This window comes from Butyricimonas muris, from assembly GCF_046365375.1.
Taxonomy (GTDB): domain Bacteria; phylum Bacteroidota; class Bacteroidia; order Bacteroidales; family Marinifilaceae; genus Butyricimonas; species Butyricimonas muris.
In genome coordinates, this window is sequence record NZ_JBKEIT010000016.1 from 55,077 (window position 1) to 73,442 (window position 18,366).

The window sequence follows — 18,366 nt, forward strand, 5'->3', positions numbered from 1 at the left end:
TTATTTTCTCCTTCTTTTTGCCCATATTACAATACCACAAACTGCCAACGCAAGCGGGAACAATCCCATGAGTCCGATATTCATCCAAGTGATTCCCTCCAATCCCATATAAATTTTCGTATCCGGAGAATTGGGACGAGTTGTATCTATCGGATATTCTCCACCGGATAACCAAAAGAACACATAATTCGGTAAAATTTGATTTTCCGTGTTCACACCTCTCCGCTTCATGAAAAATTCTCCGTTACTAAAGCAATCTGCATCTCCCATAACGAATATCCGTTGTTCCTTTTCTCCTACTTTCCGGCTCAACGCAAGAGCCAAAGCATACGTTTGCTCCTTCTCTCCCGCTTCTGTATGGAGAACCGCTTTACCTTCCGTGAAATCAGTCGTTTCCAACTCATTCCAACACCCGGTTGAATCCGTTTCCAATATCGGCATCACGTCAAAACCAGCATCCGTAGAGTATTCCAAACCTACGACATCAGGCATCGGCACCCGGTAATTCCAGCGCAACATCCAACGAAACCGAGAATATATATCCGCCGCTTCCCGAGTAATTTTCCCGAAAACCAGATTCTGAGTGAAATCCTCGCTCTCCTGTACCAACCGCCCCGGCATGAACCGTACTCCCAAAGAAGCTAATAAAGGATTCATTATTTCCTGTTTATCAGGCTCCCCGGCTATAATCAAATTCCCCCCCCTATCGATATAACGCTGGATCTCATCTAACTCCTCTTGCTCGAAGGGTTGCCTCACATCTGCAATAATCAGAATACCCGTGTTCTCCGGTATCTTCTGCCCGTCATTCAAAAATAATTTATAACTATCAAAACCATTATTTATCAACGCTTCCCGATAAGTAATATCCTGTGAAATCACATAATACCCCCGGTCGCCTTTCCGGTCGATATCCCTTTCCCCGTGACCGCTGAGAAATGCCACCTGCATCGCCGGAACCACCATACGTTTCATGGCGGCAGTTATCTCCTTCTCATTCGGTTGGCGAGACATATCGTCAAATATCCGTAAAAAAGATTTCTGCCCGTTTTCATGTTCTATAAGACGAACAAAACGATTCCTCTCTTCGGACAAATCAATCTGTTTCTTTATTTCTTCCGGGGATAGAAACATTTTAAAATTCAACTCCAACCCACTCGCGATCTCTTGGGCTCTTTCCCGGTCATTCAATAAAGGATAACGTTGATCCAGAGATTCATTTTCCGTTTTATCGTAATAATAAACATACTTCATCTTCATCTCAGGTTTAAAACGAAGATATTGTCGGAAAAGCCGTTTATCTTTGTTTATATTCTGCGGCAACCCTGTTGCATAATTGGGTTCCAGCAAATTGACATAAGTCGTTATTTTCAATCCCCCTTTCAATTGCCTCATCACATCCTGACTATTAGGCGTCAACGTTCTCTGTTTTGTAACCGTCGCATCATAAAAGCCCATCAATGCCGGAAGTGAAGATAAATATCCTAAAAACATGGCAAACACAACCACCCCGACATAACGGCTGATGGCAATCTTCCGGGAAGTCTTTTTCCGCTCCCCCATCAATTTCAATATAGAAAGCATCAAGAAAAGAACCACTACTATAATAAAGTACAGCACGTCTTCACTACAAATCAAACCACCGATCAATTCATTGGAACGTCCCCGGATAGACAACCAATACGTTACATCCCGCAAGAAAGGAATATCCTGTCCTACCCCTCCGATAAAATTCAACACGGCTAATAACCCTAATGTACACATTGCCGCCACAACCTGATAAGAAGTCAGATTCGACATAAAAAGCCCGATAGCAGCATAAGCACAAGTCAACAAATAAAGCCCAAATAAACCGGATAAAACGTAAGGCACATCCATATCCTTTATCGTACACATCCCGAAAATGGCGTACACGAATAAAATTGCAATCAATACCAAGGCATAAATCATCATGGCAAAATACTTCCCGAGTATAATCTGGGTGTTCGTGATCGGGGAAGAAAACAAAAGTTTAATAGACCCGTTATTACGTTCCTTACTCATCAACCCCATCGTCAACAAAGGAATATAAAGATACAAGTATTGTTGCACTTGGGACAAAAGCCCACGATAACTGGAAAACACTTTTTCCGTCACATCCCAAAGGCGATTCCCGATAGCCTGCTCTACCACCAGATCACTAAACAAATTGGAAAAAGCCATACTGGCCTGAAAAGTAAAAATCACCAGAATCAACCAAGCCACTGGAGAATAAAACAACATACTCAATTCCGACTTGGCTATTTTAAATATTACTTTCATACGCTTCCTTTCTAAATTATTTATTTTCTCTTTTTCCGGAAAGCTGGGCAAAAATCTCGTCTAAAGAAATCTTCTCCAAGGTAATCTCACTCAATCCCCATCCATTAGCCACGCTTGTTTCAATTACCCGCTGCATCACATCACGCCCCCCTTCAAAGCGAAACCGGAATCTGCTCTCTGTCAATGGAATTACCTGAATTATTCCCCGCACTCTAGCTAATTCTTCCGCAATAGGCTTATTTTCAAACTCTGCCACAAACGTATCGGGTTCGATATAATTATCAAATTCATCTATTGTTCCGCTGAACACGACTTGCCCGTTCTCAATCATGCGGATATAATCACAAGTCGCCTGTACTTCAGAAAGAATATGCGTGGACAATAAAACAGAACGGTCTTTCGCTATCTCTTTAACCAACTCACGGATCTCGACAATCTGATTCGGGTCCAACCCATTCGTGGGTTCATCCAACACAACAAAGGCAGGATTATGCACGATAGCCTGTGCTATTCCCACGCGTTGCTGATACCCTCCGGATAAATTACGTATCAAACGATGACTAAAATGAGCGATCCCGCATCTTCGTTTCGCTTCTTCCACGGCTGTCTTTACCTGCTTTTCGTCCATTAACCTCAAATTAGCACAATAAGTCAAATATTCATCAACATTCAGATCCCCGTACAAAGGCGGCTTTTGCGGCAAGAAACCAATATTTTGTTTCGCCTCTACCGGATGTTCACTCAAGCTGATTCCGTTAATATACACCTCTCCTTCCGTCTGATTCAACACGCCACAAATAATATTCATCGTGGTCGATTTTCCTGCACCGTTAGAGCCTAACAGCCCGACTACACCCTTTTGATTAATTTCGAAATTAATGTCCCGAATTGCCCACTGCGCACTATAGCGATGGGATAAATGTTCTACTTTTACAATTGCTTTTTCCATAATTTTTTTAGTAATTCACAAACACAATACATCCATATCATATCGATCAAAACCGATACGAGTATAAATAAAGAACCCCGCCGGTCTTTCGGGAAAGTCCCAAAAACACCTTCCGTCAACACCGACGGGAATTCATTCTAAATCAAACACACTACAAATTCTACTGTTGAGAAACGACCGTTAAAATTTTTCCAAACCCAGTATAAGGTTTAATACCATTCACATCTATCGTTCCACCACTAGGACTCACGATCGGAATCGAATAAAGAGTCCCTTCGTTACCGTCCCACACACCCACCAACAACAAATGCTCGTGCGTATTAATCGGCGTCTTATACCCGACTCCGGAAACATATAATTGAGGATTCATCAAGTACCATGCCTGCCGGAACATTGAAAAATGAGTAATTTGCCCGGAAGTTATCGCGTGAAGCGGATTTACTTTGGGTGACACTCCACCCAACACAATAGCGTAAATCTGTGTTGATGTGGCAAAATATAACACGTTTCCATCTTCACTCACCACATAGCCCACAGCATCATCCATCTCCTTTCCCGGAATATCATAGAGATATTTTGCCTTGGAAGTAGTTCGCTCAATCACGTAAATCTGATAAGCACCAGTGGTCGTATTTCTCATCACCATAAAGAAATTATCATCCATTCCAATGGCAGCATACACGGTTTCCAATCCCGGTACATTATTCGGATCAAAAGGTCTTTCTGCATCAGATATTAAAGTCTCTATATTACTTTTTACATAAGGAGCACTCTTTTGACACAAGAAACGCCCTCCCTCTTTATCATACCACACACCCCAAGCCGAACTGGAATTAGTAGATTGGTGTGTAAATGCCACACATTTATCCACCTTGGAAGTTTTCGTCACTTGCACCTCCCCTTCTTGCACTGCGTACTTCATCGGAATCTGAATATTCGGATAATCTCGAGCCAAACTAACCGAAAAAGGATAAATATTTCCATCATTTACCCAAACCACATTAGAACCACTATAAAATACCTGCTCCGGTTTCATCGTGAGCGTATTATCATAAATCACTTCAAAATTCCGTCCCACAAGTTCATATTCCAAACCATCCACCAAAGTATAAAAATCATCCCCGATACAATAAAACCGTTTTGATTTCACTTGAGAATTTGAATTATACGAATGGCACACTTGTTTAACCAAACCTTCCATAGCACTACCGTTTACGGAACTGTATAAACCATAGCTGATTCTATCCGCTACAGTCCACCCCTCGGTAAATTGTTTTCCCTCGATCAAAGAGAAATCTGTATTTCTCCCGTCTTTCGTTTCCACAATTAATATTCCCTCGTTATAAGCAGATTGCACGAGTACATTCCACAATATATCCCGCCGATACTGTGTTTTATTATCCGTAACTTGGTACCACAAAAAATAAGACGTTTCGTTAGGAGGCAAAAATATGGTAGTATCCAGTGCTTGCTTCTCCCCTATACATATATAATGAGATTTTGCACCCGAATTCGGATTATCATCCGCGATAGTGTTCAACATCCATTTATATGACAAATCTGAATTATCCCCATTATCCCGTGTAACTTTCGGTGGAATACTCAAACGACCATTTTGCACGACTTTTAATGTTTCCGGTATTCCAGTAGTATCTATCACAATATCCGGAATCGGATGATCTGCATCCGTACTTTTATCATCAAAGCACGCTGTAAAGAAACTCACATTCCAAAGAGTCAACAGCATATATAATAAATATCTTTTCATATCCATCTATTTTTTAGATTAATATATAGGTATAATTTCCTCACCTTTATATGCACCATCATCATGCCGATACACGTCATCATGAGTTCTATTATATTCCCGAACCCAATCGGCAAATTTTTTCCCATATACCCATCCTTCGTATTGATCTAACCTGTAACCTGTTTCCGGATCCGGATCGTAATACCAGAATTCCGTCAAACCCGTAGACGCTATAATCGCCCGATAAACATTCGAAGAGTATTTCGATGTAAAGAAAAAACGCATCGCATTCCATGTTTCAGGTTGTACTAAATCTGTGGTCCATGTCAATTGGATCGTGACATAATTCAACCATCCCCCAGCTTTAAAATACTCGTTATCTTTCACAGCCAATTTCAACATCAAAGTAGACTCTTCAATATTCAGAAATTCCGGATTACGCACTTCCAAAGCGAGAATCCCAATGGTATCATTTGCCGGCACCGTCGCTTTCACGATACGATACTGATCTGATGTAGCCGTCGTGTTAGAATCATTAACTACCTCCACGGCAAACTCCCGTTCGACCTCCACAGGATCCCCCACAAGCAACACTTTAATAAACATCGTATCTTTCTCGGCTTCCATATTTGTCATGAACGACAATCCTTGCCGAAGTTTCATAAAATGCAATGCATTCCCTCCCTCGTAATACATAATGTCACTATCGGAGCATCCATAGATTCCTATGCACGCAATAACGAATAAGGCTAAATATTGTTTTATCGAATATCTCATAACCATACGTTTTTAATGTTAAAACTGTACTCTATTTCCCGATATCACTTCTTCATCCGGATAGGGCAAAATATACTCGGCATCTCCCATCGAACCAGCATACCCAACAATATTCTCCATGCCCCAACGTTTATAGAAATAGAAAAGCTGTCCCAAACTCACGAATTCTTTTCGGTACTCTTTCAGTATTTCATCTTTCACCTCCAGATAACCCAAATTTTCATCCAGATCCTGCGTAATTCCCCGAGCCTGCCGTACCGTATTTAAATAACCAATAGCTTTTTTCAAGTTGCCTTGTTCTGCATATACCTCAGCACATATATAATACATTTCCGGAGTGCTAATCAGAGGTATTATTTCCCCGTACTGCGTTTCTCCGTCACATTGATCCAGCTTCAACGTAGCGTAATTATTCAAACCGCTTCCCTGGGGTTGCAATAAATAAGAATAACGATAATCATCCACGCCAACATCATTCCCTTGCCCCACTTCAAAAATAGTAAATGCTACATTCTCAGTTAAAAACACTCGTTCATATGTCGCATTCGGGTTAGATGCATCCAACCATTTACCCATAATATCATTCAGCTTTCTCACGGCAAGATGCCAAATATGTTCCTGTGAAAACGTTCTGTCCCGATAAAGCACATTTGAATTCGTCACCCGAGAACGGGAAACCCAATCCCAAGCATCCTGTCCCGAATCGTCCTCTGTCAGGAACCACTCTTCAGCAATCTCCACAGCTTTGGCATATCCCTCATCTGTTCCTTCCCACATATAAACACGAGCTAAAAGAGCTTTTGCCACATAATAATCCACCCGAGGAGAGTTTTGGTAACTAAAATAACTAAAGAAACCGTAGTCATCCCCATTCGGACCGTTATCAAAAAAATCATCATCCCCTGTAATCCGGTAACAATTTTTCCCATCTTCCCCATAAAGTAACTCAATAGCTTCCAACAAATCATTTTTGAGCAACTTAAACGTTTCGGCATAAGACAATTGAGGCGTAACATTTTTACTAAACGTAGTCACATACGGGATTGCCTTCTTAGAGGACACATCCCGATTTCTCAAATTGCCGTACCCGAACATCCGCATCAAATCGAAGTGGAAGAAGGCTCTCAGTGTCAAGGCTTCACCTTTTACCAACTGGTAATTAACCGGGTCTAACTCTGATTTATGCTCTTCTAATTTGGCTAAAATATTATTACAATTCGCTATCAAATTATACAAACCGTTCCACGCATTCTTAACGTACGGGTACACCCTGGCATTCTTGTATTGGTGACTATGCAGATATATATCATTACTTCCCGAAATCATACAATAATAATGTGCTAAATAATCCAACATATGCCAGCTTAAATGCATACCGTACAAATCCGTCGAAGTCATTCCGATATACACCCCTGTTAATGCCGCATGGAAACCTTCATCCGAAGAAAATATATCATCCTGTGATACTTCTGTTGAGGAATCTACTTTCAACCAGTCCTCGCAAGAAATAAAGACAAGGCTGAACACTGTCAATAAAATTAATAATCTCGTTTTCATAAAGGTTACCCGTTAAAAAGTTGCTGTTAAAGAAAAACTCAACGTCCGAGCAAACGGATAGGATGTTCCCCGTTCGATCTTGATAGACGACCACTTGTAAACATCATTCATGTTTGCTTGTAATCTCACTCTCTCGAATCCGATATGCTTCATCCATGCACGCGGAAAATCATAATACACGCTCAAGGCTGACAAATTCAACTCGTTATCCTTCTGCACAAAACGAGTCGTTGCCCGCGTATAATCCGATTCCTGCATATTTCCCATGATATATGTATCACCTAAATTCTTAATCCTCCGGAATTGTGTTTGATCTCCCCGTTGTTTCCATCTCCCCGATAAAACCCGTTTATCCACATTATAAGTAATATTGACATTTTCAACTCTATCTACCAGCGTTTGATTGTAAAGTTCTCCACCTCCGAGAAAAGTGAACACGACACTCAAACCAATCCCTTTATACTCGCCATTCAAACCAAAATTACCGTTATATTTAGAATCCGAAACTCCGGCGGCAACCATATCTTCAGCTTTCCATTGCTTTGTCATCTGTCCGTCCCGGTTCAAATAAATTTCGTAACCGTCAGACGGATCAATACCTAAAGAAGGTACAGCCCAAATCGTGTTCATGTGCATCCCGTCATAATACATCACCACCGGTGTAACTCTATTCTCCTTTGCAGCCAAAGCCCTCTGATTCTCGTTGAAAGTATTCATCGCATCTGACAATTTCTTCAATTTATTATTATTCGTTGTTATATTACCATTCACGTTCAAAAAGAAATTCCTACGATTGAATATATTTACCCCTAACGAAACCTCCACACCCCGGTTCTGCACCAGCCCAAGGTTCTCGCTGACAGAAGTAAATCCGGTTGAGGCAGGTATCGTGATCTGTGACACAAGATTTTCCGTGTTGGAAGTATACCAATCAAAAGTCAGCGTAACACCCTTTATTCTCAAATCAAGCCCCACGTTATAATCTTTTTTCAACTCCCATTGAAGTGCCGGATTCTCCATATTACTCAAATAAGCACCACTCCAATAATAATTGTAATTTTCCTTCATATAATATTTATAAGTTGCCACCGCTTTATTGGATTGAAAATTCTGGTTACCCGTGTAACCGATAGAACCTCTTACTTTAAATTGCTCCAAAAAACCCCAATCCCGAATAAACTTCTCGTTATGCAAGTTCCAGCCTAATCCGACACTCCAGAATGTAGCCCAAGGATTATCAGTCCCAAACACAGACGCCGCACTTCCACGCAAAGTAGCATCCAATAAAAATCGATCGTCATAAGTATAGGCAAATACTCCCAACACCCCGACATTCCTGTTTTTAGAACTGCTGCCGGAAGGTTTACCGTCTTCTTTATACATCATTCCGAAGATATACTCATCCATACTGTCAGTCTTGTATCCCTGAGCCTCATTTACAATTTCCATATATTCATTCTCCGAAATATTCCATCCCACATTGGCAAACAAAGTATGTTTTCCCCATGTTCTAGAAAAATTCAAGTAAATATCACTTGATACCGAGTTACTTTTCCCCGTGTTCAGAGTATAAGCACCTCTTTTGTAATACACGTCCCGACTGTAATTGCTTTGACTGGTATGATTATAAGGATAATACTCGTCAGCATCACTCCGTTTTGTCGTAAAACTCACACGTCCCGTCGCTTTAAGCCCTTCAATAATTGTCCACTCGATATAGAAATTATTCGTGAAATTCAAATAAGAAGTCTGATCTTTAGTATTCGTGTTAGCATTATACAAAGGAGACTTTTCCGAATAAGTACCCCGGGCATAATATTCCATCGGTTTACCCTTTTCATCATATGCCGGGGAATAAGGATTAGCCTTCGCGTATTCACTGAAAGTACCGTAAGGAGAATCCTGTGTTTTATTTCGGGTAATTGTGGCTATATCCCGAAACAAAAAATTCGATTTACGATAAGATATTTGTGCCGTTCCCGAAAAAGTATTACGATAGGATTCTTTCATGACACCTTCCACGTTACTATACGCCACGTTAAAAAGCGTTTTCATCTCCTTATTCCCCATTTCGAACGTAAGCGCATGTTTCTGTCCAACCCCAACACGCAAAGGCTTAGACAGCCAATACTCGTCCAAACCGTCCTTAACGAGCTTCAATCGTTCGTAATACTTGCTCATCCCGTTATACGAATCCTGATATACACTCCCCTCAAGTCTCTCGGCTTCCAGTTTCTCTGCCGCATTACACAAATTATAACTGGTCAGATCGGGCATTTCCAAATCCAGATTCCCCGTGTAAGTTACCCGCACACCTTCCACTCCGAGCCCTACCGTTTCAATAACCACCACTCCATTAGCGGCTTTTGAACCGTAAATTGCTTTAGAAGCAGCATCTTTCAATATCGTAATACTCTCGACACGGTTCATATCCAAATCAAACACGGTTTCCACTGTTGTTTCAAAACCATCCAAAATAAACAAAGGCTGATTGGGCTGCGACTGATAATTCCCTTTCAGATTAATATCACTCCCTTCTGCCGGAAAAGATGAAGTTCCTCGCAACCTCATATCCGGCAAAGTATTCGGGTCGGACCCCATTGTTCTATTGTCCAGAATTTTAAGAGAGGGGTCCAAGTTTTTCAAACTTTGAAATATATTGGTATTCCCTACCCGTTTCAACTCATCTTTTCGGAATGTTTTTGCCGCCCCGGTAAAACTTTCTGCTTTCCGGGTAAAGATTCCGGTCACCACTACCTCTTCCATACTTTTTACATCCTCGACCATCACGATCCGAATCTCCGACTTACCCGTATATTGATGTTCCTGTATCTGCATCCCGACAAACGAAAAAACAAGTACCGGATGTTCCATCTTCGGGATCTCAAAGTTAAATTTTCCATCCTTATCAGAAACAACGCCCAAAGCAGTTCCTTTCAAAACAATTGTTACCCCCGGCAAAGGAACGCTATCCCGGTCAACCACCTTTCCTTTGACCACAAGCTTCTCTATCTCCGGGGCTTTCTCCTGTTTACGTTTAACGATCACTGTATTCTGTTGTATTTCATACTCCAGTCCCGTGCCTTTCAAACAAATATCAAGAGCCTCTCGCACCGTTTTGTCCTTGATTTCTACATCAATTTTACCCGCTTGATCCAAATCTCTCGTGTTATACACGAACACCAGCTTCGACTGCTTCTCGATTGCCCAAATGACATCCTTTACCGACACATCTTTCATCGAAAGATTAATCAACGGCTCATCCGTCATTGCTTGTGCAACTCGACCTCCTGATAGGAATAAGCAAACTGCTACTTGCACACCAAGCAACAAATTTTTCACTTTTGTCACCCATAAATGAGTACACCTACGTTTTTTTTTCATACTTTTGAAATTGATTTAAGTTTAAGTTATGCCTCCGGCAAGAGGCTTATCAACTAGCGAAGGATAGTCGCATATTCTTCGCTATTTTTATGTAATTCAACTTATTTACTTACTACAATTTTCCTACCTTTGATTCTGAAATGTACCGTCCCGGTACGTTCAAAGAATCCCAGCAAAGGTTCAATCGTTTCATGCCGATCAAAATTACACCCGAAAAGATAGTCTTTCACCTCTTCATCTTCATACACCACGTCAACATCATACCAACGGGCAATAAAATCCATGATCTCCTTCAAGGGACGATCCCGGAATCGAAGACATCCTTCCTTCCAGGCTATGGCATAAGAAACATCTACTTCTGCCACTGTCATCTTTCCGTTTTGCTTGTCAAGCACCGCTTGTTCACCCGGCTTCAACACAAAACTATTTTCATCCTTCAAATTAATTACTTTCACAGCTCCTTTAATCAAAGTTGCTTGGACCTCTGCATTTTCCGGATAATTAGATATATTAAATTCCGTACCCAACACGGCTACATCCATACCGGAAGCCCTTACAACAAAAGGCATTTTCTCGTTCCGGACTACCTGAAAATATCCCTCACCTTCCAATTCAACATGTCTTGTATCCCCATTAAACCTTACCGGAAACTTTAACTTGGAACCCGCATTCAAGCATACTAAAGTTCCATCCGAAAGAGTCAGCACGAACTCACCTCCGTGGGGTACGACAAGCTCATTGTACAAATTTGCCTTGCCAACCGTATCTATATTTTCAGCCATACCCGTATTTTTATAAACAATACTCTCCCCGTGTAAACCAATCAACGTACCATCCAACTCTTTCAAGGTATCACGTGAACGAGTAGCTAAATCCACGATAGTACCGTCTGCCATATGCAACATGGCTTTAGGAGTACCCGGCTGGATTTCCACCCGCATAGCATTAATATCCACGCACTCCCTTGTATGTTGCATAAAAAAGTAAATCACCGGAGATACTACAAGGATAAAAATACAAGCATATCTCAAGAAATCAATCCACAAATATCGCTTACGCTCCCGGGCTCGTTTCCGAGAAAGAGCCCTCCACCCGGCTTGAACATCTATCGATTTCAATTCCTGTCGTTTACGAACTACAAATTCGTCACTGGTTACCAAACGAAACCACTCTTGATTCTCTTCTGCAAGACTCAACCATTCATCCAAATATACCTGTTCGGTGACAGTCAAATCTCCCGTCAGATATTTACTAACCAACTCGGCTATATCAAAGAAATCGTCATTCATATTGTATTCCAGTTATACGTTTTTCTGTAATTTTCAACTAGAACACAAAAAGCCTATTTTAGGGAGTGTTGGACTTTAAATATTTAATTTTTATTAACACTCACTCGAGAGAAATAAAATAATAGGCAATAGATAATAATACTCTTTTAAACTGACTCTCAACTTCTTGTAAGCTTCTTTTTTATAAGCATGCACGGTACCTTCGGATATTTGCATCTTCTCAGCAATCTCCGCATTTTTCAATCCGTCCAAGGAATAATTAATAACCGTCCGCATTTGCATTGGTAGAGCATCTATTGCCCGATTAAAAACACGATGCACCTCTTCCTCCATCACCCGGTTTTGGAAGTCTTGTTCCGAATCCCGAATCAACTCATCCGAAAGACGGAAACGCAAATTTCTGTTCCGAAGTAAATTAAAACAAGCATGGCGCACCACCACGTACAGAAAAGACTTAATTCTTCGAAAATCATCGAAATCAGCATGCCGATACCAATACTTCACGAATGCTTCTTGTACAACATCAGCCGCCTCCTCCCGATCTCCCAAGTAATGAGTTGCAAACAAACATAAGGAAGCATAAAACTCTTCAAATAATACTTGAAAAGCCTGCTCATCTCCCCGTTGTAGACGTTCTAACAATGAGCCATTATTATTGTTTGCCTTCTCCATAATACAAATGACCTATAAAGTAAAAACAAAAATATGTATTAAAAATCAGAAAACAAACAAAATTCACATATCATTCATCTTTTTTCAATACAAGATATTTTTCGGGTAATCTCAAAGGAATTCTAAAATAATACAACCTCGTTCCAATTATAAACCATATATAATACACTTATACGATAAAGAAGCTGAAACAGGATTACTTTAGAATTACACCAAAATTACCCGAAAAATACCCTTTATTCCCTATTCATCCCCTCCAGTTCCATGGAGAAAAAGAACGGGAAATACTCGTGATTCGCCCCGACATGCCATGCATTCACAATTTTTCCACTTTTATCAATCAGGATATACCGGGGAATACCCGTGATACAATAATCCCCCGTGAAATTATCCTTTTCTTTATTAATAATCAGATGCGGCATAATCCCGGAATACTTTTTCTCTTGCAGAAAGTTCTTCCAACGGGCTTTTGCTTCCACCCCGTCGTCGGAAATAGTCAGAAATACAATATCATCCCGATTCTTATATTGCTTTTTGAGTTCTATAAACGCGGGCAATCCTGCCACGCATCCCCCGCACCAAGTCGCCCAGACATCAATAAACACAGCTTTTCCCTTGAAATCCGAAAGTTTTACCATCTTCCCGTTCTCGTCTTCCATTTCGAAATCCGGAGCCATAGCCCCCACGCGCACGGGATAATACCTCTCCTTCAATTCCAACGCCGTCTGACGGGTTGACTCGGTCTTGGAACAAATTTCTATATCCTCCATCAGACCTTTCACCTCATCCGTGTAGCCGTGTCGCTTCAACTCGGAAACCAAAGCGGACAACACGTATGGATTGCGTACCTCTTCACTCTTGATATTATACAAAATATAAGTAGCACGTGCCAATTCAGACAATTCCGGCATAAAAACACGGAAATACCCGTTCAACAAATTGGTTCTCTCCACGTCTGTCAACACCTCCAATACCGGAGAATCCAAATCCAGCCCTTTCACTCGTTCCGCGACTTCATTTTGTAACGCCTTATCTTTCATCTCAACAGCTTGCGCACCCAGACTCCACAATATCCCGTTATAACAAAGCAACTCCGCCTTCTGCTTGGCATCCTTGCCGGAAAGAGAATCCATAGCCTGCCGCACCTCCCTTTCCGCATCATTCACCTTCCGGACAAGTTCATCTTTACCCAATCCCCTAGGGATACGATTATAAATAGCGTATATCTTTTCAAGCAAAACCTCGTCCTTCGATTTCTGCTGTTGGGCATAACTGCCAAAAGCACCACACAAGATGATACAAACCAGTAAAATATTTCTTGCCTTCATAACCTACTATTTTTGCAACAATTCGACAATCTTCTCCCGTAAACTGTTCCGACGGATATTCTTTGCCACGATATTCCCGTCTTTATCCAACAACACGATAAATGGAATGGCCTGTATCCCGAACAATTTCCGTATCTCTGACTTCGACCACCCGTTGTCATCCCTCACGCTAATCCACGGTATCTGCTCTTCTTCACAAGCTTTTTTCCATTTCTCCACGGAATCATCCAACGAAATACTCATGATACGCACCCCTTGGTCTTTAAATTCAGCGTACTGCTCCCGCAGGTTTTTCATCTCCTGCCGACACGGTCCGCACCAAGATGCCCAAAAATCCAATATCAGAATATTTCCTTTCTGGGAATCCAAAGATACCTTATTCCCGGACTCATCCGTTGCCATGAAGTTAGGACAAGGAACCCCCAAAGCCGAAACCGCCAATTCATCCGTGTGTTTCTTCAACAAACGCCCGTAATAGGACGATTTATTCCTTTCCGAGAGCAAGTCGTACAACGCCTTTCCCTTCTCGTGACTCTCCCCTTTTACATTATCCGCAATATAAGCGGAAAACATATTGTCCGGGTATTTCTCTACAAACTCTTTCGTCAAACGGTATTGAATCTCTTCCGCTTTCAACGCTTCCGTCATCTTCGCATCCGCCAACTTTTGTTGCCCCGCGTCCAAAGCCTCCTTGTACTCGTTTATCAGTGCGTTTCTCACGGTATAGAATTGTTCTTGAGCAATCTTATCGTATTCCTCGTTTAAATCATTGGCAGGAGAACCTTTCACGCTACGATTTCCCAACTTTGAATAATCACCTGTCACTTCCATATTCTTTCCATCCATGAAAAAATAGAACTGCCTGCGATTCACCTTCAATATATACGACCCCGGTTCGTCCAACTCACCCTTGATTTCAAACTTCCCGCCGTCAATCTCTGCCGTATACAGAATCTTTGCACTATCCCCGGGGGCTATCAAAAAAGCCTTCCCGTATTTCATCCCGTCCAGATCTCCTTTCAGGGTAAAAGCGTAACGTGATGATCGTGTACATCCGACACAACAAATCACTAAAAAAGCAATGAATAATCTCATATCTTGTTCATTTAATATATCCTCGTAATCATTCCTCACCCAATTCCAACATCATCTTCTTCCCCTCAAAATTATCTCTTGACTTTCCAATCAGATCCCAGAGTCCGGTACGCCCGTTTTTCTCGATGGCATGCTCCATAACTTCAAACATCTTCGAACATTGCTCAAAATTACATTCTTCCAATATATAATTCAATATATTCCCTAAAACGACACCGTCCAACATCAGGTCAAGTTGCAAAGCCCCCTCCTTATCCTCGTTCGCATATGCGATAACAAATTGTTCAAAAGCATGAATCATACCATCAACCTTTTTCTCCCGCCAATTCTGCCACATCTCTATCAATCGGCGACGGGTTTCCGGCACCGGAATTTTCGACCCTTTCAAAGCTGCCAGCAACGAGGAACAATCCACGGTCGGCATTCCCTTGGCGTCTCCTTCTTGAAAAAAGGTCTGAAAAAATGTCGTCTTACACACGTCATTAATCTTCTTCACGACCTCTTCCACCTGATTCGCTGCCAGAGGAATATCTTTCCAATGTTCAATAATACCCGTGAAAGACTTTGCGTTCAAACTATTTATATCCTCTATAAAATAATGCAAGTTTTCCCCCGAATAACGTTCATTCAACGGGAGCACCATCAGATAACGGTCGACAGCATCATTCAACTCGTCTGTCCGCCCGTCAGCCTTCAAGGCATCAATATACCCCTTTAAAAACTTCGAGTCCTGATTTCCTTTCGCGTATTCACTCTTTTGTTGTTCCGTCACCTTACTCTGGGCATTTACCCGTTGCCCGGTTGCCAGCATACACCAAAGCACGCACCAAACAGTTATTTTCATACACTAATCTCTTACGTATTTTTCCAATGTCTTATCAATCAATGCTTCAAAAGCCTTTCCGGGAGTTGGGGCATAAACCGATACGATTTTCCCTTCCTTATCAATCAGAAAATAACGGGGAATACCTGTTATGTTATAATCTTTTTGGAAAGTACACTCTCCCTTGGATGCCAATAAATTAGTCACTCCCATTAACTTCAAACGAGGCAAGGCATACTTCCAACTATTGAAAGCCCCTTTATCATCTATCGATATCGTGATAAATTCAATATCATCCCGTTCTTTATACTTCTGACTCATAGCCATATATGTCGGTAACTTGGCAATACATCCCCCGCACCACGTAGCCCACACGTCAATGACCAACACCTTCCCTTTATAATTCGATAAAGAATGTTCTTTCCCTTTAAAGTCCTTCAGCGTAAATGCCGGAGCAACATTTCCCTCTTTCAGATGCTCGTACCCCTCGTACAATTTATTGATTTCATCCTTCAAATCCCCTTCCGGCATATTCTTCTCAAACAACGGACGGAGCTCGTCCAATCCCTTCGTGTACCCGTTATACCTGAAAACAGACCTCAAACAAGACAAATAAGCCAATGACAACTCCGGGTTATTCAATTCAAGTATCTGACGATACCTCTGGTAATCATAGTCATTCCCTATCGTTTCCACCGTGGTATTAAACCACATGCTTCCCCAAGCCTCTTCTACCGGGGCTCCTTCCATGACTGCCTTCAAGCCGTAATAATCCTCCACGACAAACTCTAAACCGGAACATTTCACGAATTCCTTGGATGACAGGTCAACGCCTTTCAATACTTTTTTAATCACGGAAGCCTTTAGCCGGGCATCTTTCCCCTCGCCATACAAATCAGCCACCCGACGAATAGCTTGAGCCCCGTTCTCTTGTACCGCCTCCATGGAAGCGCCATTCGCTTTTATATATCTTGCTATTTGTTCCCGTTCAGCCAGAATCGCTTTAGCTGCCTCTTTTTCCGGCACCTTGAAATCTTCCCATCTCTTCGTCACGTATTCTTTCAACGTTTCGGCCTGCTGTGCCATCCCGCTCAAAGACACAAACAACAAGAATACAATTCCTATTAATTTCATAATCTATCAATTAATTCTACTTCTTCAACAACTGGTTCTCGATAATCTCCACGTACTTTTCCGGAGTCGCCCCTACGTCTATAATCGGTTTTCCCCCGACGGGAATAAAGAACAAAGTAGGCAACGCCACAACATTAAACATACCGCACAACTCCTTCTCTTTATCGGCATTCACCTTCAGGAATATCACTTGGTCTTTATACTTTTCCGCCATTTTTTCCAACTCCGGAATCAAGCGCATACACGGTCCGCACCAAGTTGCCCAGAAATCAATCACGACAGGTTTATCCCCCTTGAACACAAACTCCTTGCTCTTCCGGTAATCGTAAACATGCTCCAAAAAATACTCCCGTGTTATCGGGTTCAATTTACCGGCTTCCACCTTTACTTCATTGCTTCCCGTCACTTCATCTTTCACCTCTGCCAAATCAAACGGTTGGAAATACACTTTCTGTTTCCCGTAATCAATTGAAACCAACCCTTGCTTCAAGATACCGTTTCCCAATACCGACCGAGGCAAAGACTCGTTCTCGACAACAGCCACATCCGTGAAATCGCTTTTCACGAAACGACACTTCCCGGCAATCTTACTCGAGGCTACCACGTCAGTACCGGCATACCCGACACTTTTCTTCATTTCATTCCCGCCTTTCCCGTTGAATCCGGCAAAATCAGCCGAGTTTAAAACAATCATTCCATCATTCCACGTATCCAGCAACAAAGAGTAAGATACCCCATCCAATTCCACGGGACAAACTATCCCGGAAGCCGTGACCACTTCAATATTAGAACGATGGTCCAATTTCATATAAGCAGGACGATAAGGATTACTCATCGTGATTTTCTTTCTTCTCGAATCTATCGTCAACACGACATTCCGAAACAACGTTCCCCCGACAATACCAGCGACACCCAATTTTCGCAAATATGGTTCATCTTTCAACACAAATGCCGCAACCCCGTTACCGAACACGCTATTCCCAAAGGAAATAGCTTCTATATTTACCGATTTCTCCACCGGAACCCGTTTGTATTGAAATGTATCGTAACGGAAATCTCCCTTCACGTTCGCATCGATATTCAACTTTTCCACGTATTCCGGCAATATTGCATTATGCCCCGCCAAATCCAGAACGAAATCAGCCATCACCCCGTTCACCACCATTTCCAAAATAATCTTTCCGTCCACCTCCCGGTAATCCTTTACCTCCACGGACGTATTCTTCGATTGAGCCCATATCGTCATACTCAACAAACTCAACCCCAATATCATCATTAACTTTCTCATAATCATAAATCGTAAATCC

General features: G+C 41.8%; 13 protein-coding genes. All 13 read right to left on the reverse strand.

Translation table 11 applies throughout. The annotated features are described in order from the left end of the window. Positions 1 to 2,301, reverse strand: a complete 2,301-nt coding sequence (locus tag ACK8P8_RS21060) for a Gldg family protein (RefSeq protein WP_410026291.1) — start codon at positions 2,299 to 2,301, stop codon at positions 1 to 3. A gap of 16 nt (positions 2,302 to 2,317) precedes the next feature. Further along, entirely contained in the window at positions 2,318 to 3,250 is a 933-nt protein-coding gene (locus ACK8P8_RS21065; RefSeq protein WP_099290340.1) for an ABC transporter ATP-binding protein, read from the reverse strand. A gap of 160 nt (positions 3,251 to 3,410) precedes the next feature. After that, positions 3,411 to 5,018: a PKD-like family lipoprotein gene (locus tag ACK8P8_RS21070; RefSeq protein ID WP_410026292.1), complete on the reverse strand. Its 1,608-nt coding sequence runs from the start codon at positions 5,016 to 5,018 to the stop codon at positions 3,411 to 3,413. Between the two features lie 18 nt (positions 5,019 to 5,036). Continuing rightward, entirely contained in the window at positions 5,037 to 5,777 is a 741-nt protein-coding gene (locus ACK8P8_RS21075; protein ID WP_176554893.1) for a DUF4843 domain-containing protein, read from the reverse strand. An 18-nt stretch (positions 5,778 to 5,795) separates the two neighbouring features. Further along, positions 5,796 to 7,334 (reverse strand): RagB/SusD family nutrient uptake outer membrane protein, encoded by a 1,539-nt coding sequence (locus ACK8P8_RS21080; RefSeq protein WP_227215319.1) that lies wholly within the window; start codon positions 7,332 to 7,334, stop codon positions 5,796 to 5,798. 12 nt (positions 7,335 to 7,346) lie between these two features. Then, the gene (locus ACK8P8_RS21085; RefSeq protein WP_410026293.1) at positions 7,347 to 10,718 is read right to left on the reverse strand and encodes a SusC/RagA family TonB-linked outer membrane protein; all 3,372 of its coding nucleotides are present in this window, start codon (positions 10,716 to 10,718) and stop codon (positions 7,347 to 7,349) included. A gap of 101 nt (positions 10,719 to 10,819) precedes the next feature. Next, positions 10,820 to 12,007 carry a FecR family protein gene (locus ACK8P8_RS21090; RefSeq protein ID WP_410026294.1) on the reverse strand — a complete coding sequence of 396 codons (1,188 nt, stop codon included), beginning with the start codon at positions 12,005 to 12,007 and terminating at the stop codon, positions 10,820 to 10,822. Positions 12,008 to 12,100: 93 nt separating this feature from the next. Further along, positions 12,101 to 12,679, reverse strand: coding sequence for an RNA polymerase sigma factor (locus ACK8P8_RS21095; protein ID WP_410026295.1), 579 nt, complete (start codon positions 12,677 to 12,679; stop codon positions 12,101 to 12,103). 236 nt (positions 12,680 to 12,915) lie between these two features. Then, the gene (locus ACK8P8_RS21100) at positions 12,916 to 14,007 is read right to left on the reverse strand and encodes a redoxin family protein (RefSeq protein WP_410026296.1); all 1,092 of its coding nucleotides are present in this window, start codon (positions 14,005 to 14,007) and stop codon (positions 12,916 to 12,918) included. Between the two features lie 6 nt (positions 14,008 to 14,013). Then, the gene (locus tag ACK8P8_RS21105; RefSeq protein WP_410026297.1) at positions 14,014 to 15,102 is read right to left on the reverse strand and encodes a redoxin domain-containing protein; all 1,089 of its coding nucleotides are present in this window, start codon (positions 15,100 to 15,102) and stop codon (positions 14,014 to 14,016) included. A gap of 28 nt (positions 15,103 to 15,130) precedes the next feature. Continuing rightward, entirely contained in the window at positions 15,131 to 15,946 is an 816-nt protein-coding gene (locus ACK8P8_RS21110; RefSeq protein WP_410026298.1) for a hypothetical protein, read from the reverse strand. Positions 15,947 to 15,949: 3 nt separating this feature from the next. Continuing rightward, on the reverse strand, positions 15,950 to 17,059 hold the full coding sequence (locus ACK8P8_RS21115; RefSeq protein ID WP_410026299.1) for a TlpA family protein disulfide reductase: 1,110 nt from the start codon (positions 17,057 to 17,059) through the stop codon (positions 15,950 to 15,952). A 16-nt stretch (positions 17,060 to 17,075) separates the two neighbouring features. Next, positions 17,076 to 18,353 carry a thioredoxin domain-containing protein gene (locus ACK8P8_RS21120; protein ID WP_410026300.1) on the reverse strand — a complete coding sequence of 426 codons (1,278 nt, stop codon included), beginning with the start codon at positions 18,351 to 18,353 and terminating at the stop codon, positions 17,076 to 17,078. Between the last annotated feature and the right edge of the window lie 13 nt (positions 18,354 to 18,366).